Annotated in this window: 8 protein-coding genes; 4 read left to right on the forward strand and 4 right to left on the reverse strand. The window is 74.0% G+C overall.

Going from position 1 to position 8,168, the window contains the following annotated elements:
• Positions 1-133 precede the first annotated feature (133 nt).
• A complete protein-coding gene (locus tag ACFV61_RS08855; protein WP_380423984.1) occupies positions 134-1,336 on the reverse strand; it encodes an agmatine deiminase family protein in 1,203 nt (400 codons plus the stop codon).
• Between the two features lie 197 nt (positions 1,337-1,533).
• Between ACFV61_RS08855 and ACFV61_RS08860 the strand changes: the two genes are divergently transcribed.
• A complete protein-coding gene (locus tag ACFV61_RS08860) occupies positions 1,534-2,112 on the forward strand; it encodes a TetR/AcrR family transcriptional regulator (RefSeq protein WP_063350539.1) in 579 nt (192 codons plus the stop codon).
• Between the two features lie 44 nt (positions 2,113-2,156).
• Here ACFV61_RS08860 and ACFV61_RS08865 read toward each other — a convergent pair whose 3' ends face one another.
• Positions 2,157-3,275, reverse strand: coding sequence for an agmatine/peptidylarginine deiminase (locus tag ACFV61_RS08865; protein WP_380490794.1), 1,119 nt, complete (start codon positions 3,273-3,275; stop codon positions 2,157-2,159).
• 171 nt (positions 3,276-3,446) lie between these two features.
• On the reverse strand, positions 3,447-4,001 hold the full coding sequence (locus ACFV61_RS08870) for a TetR/AcrR family transcriptional regulator (protein WP_063350538.1): 555 nt from the start codon (positions 3,999-4,001) through the stop codon (positions 3,447-3,449).
• Between the two features lie 262 nt (positions 4,002-4,263).
• On the opposite strand from ACFV61_RS08870, the gene ACFV61_RS08875 reads away from it, so the two are divergent.
• The 3 genes from ACFV61_RS08875 (at position 4,264) to ACFV61_RS08885 (ending at position 7,571) form a co-directional block, all read left to right on the forward strand.
• Positions 4,264-5,913, forward strand: a complete 1,650-nt coding sequence (locus ACFV61_RS08875; protein ID WP_380490796.1) for a serine/threonine-protein kinase — start codon at positions 4,264-4,266, stop codon at positions 5,911-5,913.
• Positions 5,914-6,021: 108 nt separating this feature from the next.
• Positions 6,022-6,525 (forward strand): DinB family protein, encoded by a 504-nt coding sequence (locus ACFV61_RS08880; RefSeq protein WP_380490798.1) that lies wholly within the window; start codon positions 6,022-6,024, stop codon positions 6,523-6,525.
• Positions 6,526-6,665: 140 nt separating this feature from the next.
• Positions 6,666-7,571: a phosphotransferase family protein gene (locus ACFV61_RS08885; protein ID WP_380490799.1), complete on the forward strand. Its 906-nt coding sequence runs from the start codon at positions 6,666-6,668 to the stop codon at positions 7,569-7,571.
• A 20-nt stretch (positions 7,572-7,591) separates the two neighbouring features.
• Here the strand turns inward: ACFV61_RS08885 and ACFV61_RS08890 are convergent, their stop codons facing one another.
• Positions 7,592-7,993 (reverse strand): pyridoxamine 5'-phosphate oxidase family protein, encoded by a 402-nt coding sequence (locus ACFV61_RS08890; protein ID WP_063350534.1) that lies wholly within the window; start codon positions 7,991-7,993, stop codon positions 7,592-7,594.
• Positions 7,994-8,168 lie beyond the last annotated feature (175 nt).

The following is an 8,168-nucleotide window of genomic DNA, read 5'->3' on the forward strand; positions in this document are numbered from 1 at the left end:
CGCCCCCCGCGCGCCCCGCGGGCGCCCCCGCGTCGCGCGCGCGCGCGCGCGGGCCCCCCCCCCCCCCCGCCGGGGGGGGCGCCCCCCCCCCCCACGGCCGGTCAGGCCCGGCCACTCAGGCCCGGCCGGTCGGTCAGGCCGGGCCCGAGGAGCCGCCGGAGGCCCCGGCGGCGGCCTCGGGCTGCTGCTGAGTCGAGCAGTGGATGCCGCCACCGCCGGCCGCGATGGCGTTGATGCTCACCGGGACGATCTCGCGGCCGGGGTGGAGGTCGGCCAGCACGCCCGCCGCCCGGTCGTCGGAGGCCTTGTCCCCGAACTGAGGCATGATCACGGCCCCGTTGACGACGTAGTAGTTGAGGTAGGTGGCCAGGAAGTCCTTGCCCCGGTCCGGCTGCCCGGTGAGGTCGGGTTCGGCGAGTTCCACGATCCGCGGCTTGCGGCCCTTGGCGTCGGTGGTGGAGCCGAGCACCTGCAAGGCCTGGTCGGAGGCGCGGGACCAGATGTCCGGCGGGGTGTCCGGGCCGGGGCGGTGGATGACGACCACGCCCGGCTCCGCGAACCGGGCCAGGGCGTCGATGTGGCAGTCGGTGATGTCCTGCCCGGCCACGCCGGCGAACCAGATGACCTTCTGGACGCCGAACAGCTCCTTCAGGGCCCCCTCGATCTGGTCGCGGCTCGTGCCCGGGTTGCGGTTCGCGTTGACCCACGAGCTCTCGGTGGCCATCAGGGTGCCCTCGCCGTCGACCTCGATCGCGCCGCCCTCGCCGGTGATCGGCGCCTGGATGCGCCGGATCCTGTAGTGGTCGAGGAGGTACCGGGCGACCTTGGCGTCGTTGTCGTGGGTCTGTTTGCCGCCCCAGCCGTTGAAGTTGAGGTCGACGCCGGCCAGTCCTGCCGGGCCGGTGACGAAGGTCGGGCCGGTGTCGCGGGCCCACAGGTCGTCCACCGCCAGGTCGAGGACCTCGACGCTGGAGCCGCACAGCTGCCGGGCCGCGGCGCTCTGGTCCGGGCGGGCCATCAGCACCACCGGTTCGAATCGGGCGACGGCCTGCGCGACGTGCGCGATGTCCTGGCGGACGGCGGGCAGTTGGTCGCCCCACACCGATTCGAGGGCCGGCCAGGCCATGAACGTCCTGGTGTGGGGGCGCCACTCGGCCGGCATGGCGTACGACGCGGCGGCGCTCGCGGCTCCGCCCGTGCCCGTGCCGGCGGCCGTGGTCGGCTCGTCCTTCGGGGACGAGGCCCCCGACGAACCGCAGCCTTCCACCATCGCGACCACGGCCGCGGCCGCCCAGGAGCGCAGCACGGCCCGGCGGGACAGGGCGGGTTCTCTCATGGCAGGTCCCCTCGTCGACACGGATTCCACCCCGAAGCGGGCGATATCCGACAGTAGGGGTGGCCGGCGGGTCCGTCGGCGAGCCCGCGCGGCGCCGATCGGGCGAATCGGGCGATCCGCCGGGCCGGGAGGCCGGGGTGGGCGCCTCTCAAACCAGACTAAAAGTTCAGTCAATATTTCGAGTACAGTGGACCACCATGCCAGACCGTCGAACAGAGATACTGAGAGCGGCCACACGACTCATCGCGCGACGCGGCGTACGCGGACTGCGGGTGGGGGAACTGGCGGCCGAGGCCGGGGTGTCGACCTCGCTGATCTACTACCACTTCACCGACCGCGCCGGGATCCTCCGCGAGACCCTGGAGTTCATCGGCGAACGGGCCGACCGCTACACCGCCGAACCGGAGCCCGGGGCGCCCGCGGACGACCCCTGGAGCGAACTGGCCCAGGCCCTGCTGCTGGAACTCCAGGACTCCACCGAGGTCCGCGAGAACAGCACCGCCTGGGGCGAGTTGCGGGCGAGCGCGGTCTTCGAGTCCCGCCTCCGCGAGGACCTGGCCAGGGCCACCCACACCTGGGTGCACGAGATCGCCGGCCTGCTCGGCCGCGCCCACCCGTTCGGCACCGCGCCCGCGCACGCCGCCTCCGCCGAACGCCTCACCGCGCTCCTGGAAGGCCTCAGCATCCGCTGGCTGAGCGGCTCCCTGCCGCTCGACCGCGCGCGCAGCCTGCTCGGCGAGGCGATCGGCACGGAGATCGCGGGCTGGCGCGCCTAGGGCGCGTCTTCAGGATCTGCTGGGCCCGGTCGACCGGACAGGCCCTAAGGCAGCGGTTCCTGCATCGTGGAGCAGTGGATGCCGCCGCCCCCGGCCATCAGGCGGTCGACGTCGAGCTGGACGACCTCGCGCCCGGGGAAGGCCTCGGCGAGGGTGCGCCGGGCGGCCTCGTCCTTGTACACGTCGCCGAACTGGGCGGCGATCACGCCCCCGTTGACGACGTGGAAGTTCAGGTACGAGTCAACGAACTTCGAGTCGCGCGAGCGGACGGTGTCGGGACCGTCCACCCGGATCACCTGGAGCCTGCGGCCCCTGGCGTCGGTGGCCCGGGAGAGGATGTCGAACTGCTCCCGGGCGTCCCGGGCCCAGACGTCGTGGCGGTCCGCCGGGGGCAGTTGCACCAGGACGACGCCCGGCCGGACGAACCGGGAGGTGACGTCGATGTGGTCGTCGGTGATGTCCTGGCCCTTGATCCCGGGGACCCAGATCATCTTGTCCGCGCCGTACACCTCCAGGACGGCCTCCTCGATCTCGTCCCGGCTCATGCCCCGGTTGCGGTTCTTGTTGACCAGGCTGCTCTCGGTGGCCATCAGGGTGCCGTCGCCGTCGGTCTCGACCGAGCCGCCCTCACCGACGAACTCCGCGCAGGAGAAGGGGAGTCGGAGCATCTCGGCGATGCCGCGCGCGACCTCGGCGTCGTCCCGGTGGGTCTGCTTGCCACCCCAGCCGTTGAAGTTGAGGCCGACGGCGTCGAGCCGGCCGTAGCCGTCGCGCCGGAACACCGGGGCGGTGTCCCGCATCCAGAGGTCGTCGGTGGGGACGGCGTCCGTCACGGTGACGGCGGGTCCGCACAGGGACTGGGCCTCCCGGACGCTGTAGTCGTCCGGGGCGCACATGACCACCGGCTCGAAGCGGGCGATGGTCCGGGCGATGAGCGCGATGTCCTGCTGGACACCCGCCAGCTGCCGGCCCCAGACGGACTTGCGGGACGGCCAGGACATCCAGGTGCGGGCGTGCGGGACGTCGTCGCGGTCCACCCACCACTGCGGGAGCCCGGCCTCGCCGGCGTACGGCAGGCCGTGCTCCGCCTGATGCGGGGGCGGGGGCGGGGCCCCGAAGAGGCGGTCGAACAGGGAGCGGTTGTCACCGTGGGTGCTGCTCATGACGGATCTCCAAATCAAGTATTGCCCACCGAGTGACCGGTGGCCCCGCAGCCGCAACTCTGACATTGACTGAATTTTCAGTCAAGCTCCAGATCATGGAACTGCCCGGCCGACCCCGACACGGGAAAAGGGCCCCGGGCCGCCTCGCCCGGGGCCGGAACGCGACGCACGCTACCCGCGCAGTCGCTCCACTTCGGCCTCGATCGCGCCGGCCATCAGCTCGCGCGCGTGCGCCACCGGCAGGCTGCCGCTGAGCCAACGGACGCTCAGCCCCTCCAGCAGCGCGGTCAGCCGCTCGGCCGAGGCCGCCAGGGCGGCGGCCCCGTTCATCGGCCGCACCTGCCCGAGCAGCTCCGCGACCTCCTGGACCCAGACGAGGGTGGCCCGGGCCAGGTCCTCCCGCAGCTCGGGGTCGAACACCGCACTCGCCCGCAGCTCGCCCCAGGCCGTGCTGTTCTCCCGCACCTCGGGGGTGTCCTGGAGCTCCAGCAGCAGCGTCTGCTCCAGCTCGCCCCGGGCGTCCAGCGGCGGCGCGTCCGCCGCGCGCTCCGTCGTGTAGCGCTCGGCCCGGTCGTTGATGAACTCCAGCGTCGCGCGGAGGATCCCCGCGCGGTCCTTGAAGTGGTAGTAGATCAGCGCGGTCGAAACACCCGCCTCCGCCGCCAGTTCCTCCACGCGCAGCCCGCGGACGCCGCGCCGGGCGATGACCCGCGCAGCCGCTTCCATGATCAAGGTTCGACGGTCAGCCACAAGGAATCACCTTACCCGGAGGGGGCACCGACCGATCGGAGGACCCCATTCCTGACTGAAATCCCAGTCGGGGTATGATCCGGTGCGCTTCACGACGCCGACGTCCGTCCGGGCCCCGGCTCGACCGCCCGCCGCGCCCTCGCCTTGCCCCGTCCTGCCTTGCCTTGCCCCGTCCTGCCTTGCCTTGCCCCGCTCCGCCACTCCCCCGTCCCACCCGCACGACCCGCTGGGAGCCAGCATGACCGCAGAGCCCTTCGGCGCCCCGTCGCCCACGGCGTTCCAGGCGCTGTCCCCGGACGACCCCCGCGAGGTCGGCGGCTACCGCCTCTGCGCGCGGCTCGGCGCGGGCGGCATGGGCCTCGTCTACCTGGCCTACACCCCCGGCGGGCGGCCGGTCGCGCTCAAGGTCGTCCGGCCCGAACTCGCCGAGGACCCCGAGTTCCGGCACCGCTTCGCCCAGGAGGTCGCCAGCGCCCGGCGCATCCACGGCCTCTACACCGCCCAGGTGGTCGACGCGGGCACCGACGCCGCCACTCCCTGGCTGGCCACCACCTTCGTGCCCGGCCCCTCCCTCCAGCAGGTCGTCCACCACTACGGACCGCTGCCCGAACGGACCGTCCTGCTGCTCCTCGCCGGCATCGCCGAGGCCCTCCAGGCGATCCACGCGGCGGGCGTCGTCCACCGCGACCTCAAGCCCGGCAACGTCCTCGTCGCCGCCGACGGCCCCCGCGTCATCGACTTCGGCATCGCCCGGGCCGCCGACGCCAGCCCGCTCACCGGCATCGGCCTGCGGATCGGCTCGCCCGGCTTCATGGCCCCCGAACAGGCCCTCGGCCTGTCCGCCGCCCCGGCCACCGACGTCTTCGCGCTGGGCGCCCTGATCGCCTACGTCGGCTCCGGCACTCCCCCCTTCGGCGACGGGCCCGAGCCCGCCTCGCTGTACCGGGCGGTGCACGAGGAGCCCGACCTCTCCCACCTGCCATCCGGACTGCACGAACTGGTCCGGCTCTGCCTGGCCAAGCGCCCCGAGGACCGGCCGGGCACCGCCCAGCTGATCGAGGCCGCCCGCCGGCACCCCGCCACCGGCGGCGAACTCCGTTTCTCCGACGACTGGCTGCCCCAGCAGGTCAGCAGCGCGATCCGCCGCCACAGCGACCTGCCGACCACGCCCGCCACACCCGCCCCGCCCGCCACCGTCCTCTCCCCGGCCCGGGCCGCGGCCGACGCCCCGACCAGGCTCGGCCTCCCCGCCCCGTCGCCCACCCGGCTGCAACCGGCCCCCGACAGACCCGAGCCCGCCGCCCCCGCCCGCCGGCACACCCGCACCCGCACCGTGCTCCTGACCACCGCCGCCCTCCTCGTCGGCGCCGCGGCCGCGTTCGTCCTGCTCGATCCCGAGTACCTCGACGACCTCGACGACCAGAACGTCGCCGCCGGCCTCGCCCCGTCCGCCGGCGCCGCCACCACCCCGTCCGCCACCGCCCCGGCCACCACCGCCGCCACACCGGCCCCCGGGTACACCGCCGTCCACACCAACCTCGAACTCACCTCCCCCGACCCCAGCTACGAGTTCGACCTCAAGGCCGGGAAGGTCACCGCCCAGGACGCCTCCACCTGGTACCTGGGCCGCCACGCCGGCGAGTTCTACATCCCCGAGGACAGCGACGCCTACGTCGCGCCGACCGGCCGGCTCACCCTCCCCGACTGCGTCAAGGGCGTCGAGACCCAGCCGGTCTCCACCCTGCCCTTCAACGCCCTGCGCACCGACCGCAGCTTCTGCGTCCGCGCCCAGGGCGGCCAGGACATCGCCATCGTCCGCATCCTCGCCACGGCCGCCGACGACGGCCCGGTCCGGATCTCGCTCACCTTCTACCACCGCTCCGCCTGACGCGGCGCCACCCCGGCCGGACGGCCCCGTTCCGCGCGCAGGCGTGACCGGACGGGGCCCAGCCACCGGCCCGGCGGCACTGTCGGTGACGGCTGGTACGGTCCGCCCATGATGAAGCGCGTACCGTTCACCGGTGCTGAGAAGGAAAGTCTGCAGGTCGCCCTCGACCGGCACCGCGACGCGGTGCTGTGGAAGCTCGACGGCCTGGACGACGAGCAGCTGCGGCGGCCGATGACCCCGTCGGGGACGAACCTGCTGGGCCTGGTCAAGCACCTGGGGGGTGCCGAGCTGGGCTGGTTCTGCGAGGCGTTCGGCCGCGAGACGGGGCCCCTGCCCTTCGACCTGGAGGCCGACGAGACCTCCGACATGAGGGTGGAGCCGCACGAGTCCACCGAGGACGTCCTGGCGTTCTACGCCCGCGCCCGCGCCGCCGCCGACCAGGTGATCGGCGAACTCGACCTCGACGACCTGGGCAAGGCCTGGTTCGGCGACGCCGTGTCGCTGCGCTGGGTGCTCATCCACATGGTGACGGAGACCACGCGGCACGCGGGCCACGTGGACATCCTGCGCGAACTCCTCGACGGCGCGGCCGGCGACCACAACCGGGGCTGAGCCGGGCCGGGGCCGCACCTGCGCCATCCCTCGTCGTCCCCCGTCATCTCCGGTGAACGCCTGACGTGCCCGCCCGGCGCCTTCACACTGGTGGTGAAAGACGCAGGCCGACCTGCGACCGCGAAACCCCGAAGGTGCACATGAGTGAGCGATTCGCCGCATTGGACGACCTGGCCGAGCGGTGGGGCCTGAGCGGCCTGGAACTCGTCGGCAAGGGCCTGGAGTTCTCCGTGTTCCGGGCGCAGGCGCGGGACGGCCAGCCCGTCGCGGTGCGGCTCGCACGCCAGCGGTTCGAGTCGAACGCCAACGACCCCCACGTGGACACCCGGACCCTGCTCCGGCAGGAGTACGTCATCGCGAAGCACCTGGCCGCCCACGGCCTGCCGGTCGCGCAGCCGAGGGAGCTCGTCCTGGCGGACGACCCGGCCGCCCCCGACGTGCTGCTGTCCGCCTACGTCCCCGACGACGGCTCGGACCTCGACTCCTTCGAGCTGGGTCACCTCCTCGCGCGGCTCCACCGGGTGCCGCCGCCGAAGCTGAGGCCCGTCGCGGCGGAGGGAACCAGCACGGCGGCGGCGATCGCCGCACGCATCGGGCGCCGCTGGGCCGAGATCGGCCGCCGCGTCGACGACTGGCCCGAGCCGCCGGCCGCTTCCCTGGTCGCCGGCCACCTCACCGGCTGCACCGAGGACAGCCTGCTGCACCTCGACGTGCGCAGCGACAACATCCGCCGCCACCAGGGGCGGGCGGTCGCCCTGCTGGACTGGTCGAACGCCCTGCTCGGGCCCCCGGCCGTGGAGTTCGGCCGGCTCGTCGAGTACGCCCGGTACCCGGAGAACGGCCTCGACCCGGCGGCGGTCCGCAGCGGGTACGCGAGGACGGCGACCGCCCCGGCCGACGACGATCCGTGCCTGGTCGTGGGCCGGCTGGACGCCGCGCTGATGCTGGCGCTCGTCTTCCTCTCCGAGGCGCCCGACTCCGGCCGCGGCCCGGCGGCGGCCGACCACGCCCGCGAGCTCGCGCTCAGGATGGGCGCCTGCCGCTAGGAAGCCCGGGAGCAGGGCTCTCAGGGCCGGCCGAGGACGCGGTCGACGGCGATCTCGATGACCACCCGGTCCGGGTTCGCCCGGGGTTCGCGGTAGCGCTCGGTGTAGCGCCGCTCGGCGTCGGCGACCTGCTCCGGCTCGTCCCGGACGACGGCCACGCCCTCCAGGGTCGACCAGCGGGCCCGGTCCACCTGGCAGACCGCGACCCGCAGGCCCTGCGGGCCGGCCGCCGCCACGTTGCGCGCCTTGCGGCTGGTGCGGCTGGTGATCACCCGGGCCGTCCCGGTCTCCGGCTGGTACGTCACGCCGACCGGCACCACGTGCGGCGAGCCGTCCGGGCGAGCGGTGGTCAGGGTGGCGATGTGACGCTCGCGCCAGAAGGCGAGGAAGGCGTCGTCGAGGTCGCGGGGATCATGGGCCATGATCGCGATGCTACGGCCCCCCGGGCACCCGCCGGGGTCAGTCGGGCGGGGGGGGGGGGGGGCGCGTGGTGGGGGTGCGGGGGGGGGGTGGGGGGCGGCTGGGGGGGGGGCGGCCCGAGACGGCGGTGAAGATGATCAACGCCCGTTCGGACACGGTGCACGAGAAGCCCTCGTA

It is taken from the genome of Kitasatospora sp. NPDC059817 (assembly GCF_042731835.1).
Taxonomy (GTDB): domain Bacteria; phylum Actinomycetota; class Actinomycetes; order Streptomycetales; family Streptomycetaceae; genus Kitasatospora.

What these genes read in the sequence shown, in the direction of transcription:
- ACFV61_RS08855 (WP_380423984.1), bottom strand. Translation starts at nt 1,336, where the DNA reads ATGAGAGAACCCGCCCTGTCCCGCCGGGCCGTGCTGCGCTCCTGGGCG.
- ACFV61_RS08860 (WP_063350539.1), top strand. Translation starts at nt 1,534, where the DNA reads ATGCCAGACCGTCGAACAGAGATACTGAGAGCGGCCACACGACTCATC.
- ACFV61_RS08865 (WP_380490794.1), bottom strand. Translation starts at nt 3,275, where the DNA reads ATGAGCAGCACCCACGGTGACAACCGCTCCCTGTTCGACCGCCTCTTC.
- ACFV61_RS08870 (WP_063350538.1), bottom strand. Translation starts at nt 4,001, where the DNA reads ATGGAAGCGGCTGCGCGGGTCATCGCCCGGCGCGGCGTCCGCGGGCTG.
- ACFV61_RS08875 (WP_380490796.1), top strand. Translation starts at nt 4,264, where the DNA reads ATGACCGCAGAGCCCTTCGGCGCCCCGTCGCCCACGGCGTTCCAGGCG.
- ACFV61_RS08880 (WP_380490798.1), top strand. Translation starts at nt 6,022, where the DNA reads ATGATGAAGCGCGTACCGTTCACCGGTGCTGAGAAGGAAAGTCTGCAG.
- ACFV61_RS08885 (WP_380490799.1), top strand. Translation starts at nt 6,666, where the DNA reads ATGAGTGAGCGATTCGCCGCATTGGACGACCTGGCCGAGCGGTGGGGC.
- ACFV61_RS08890 (WP_063350534.1), bottom strand. Translation starts at nt 7,993, where the DNA reads ATGGCCCATGATCCCCGCGACCTCGACGACGCCTTCCTCGCCTTCTGG.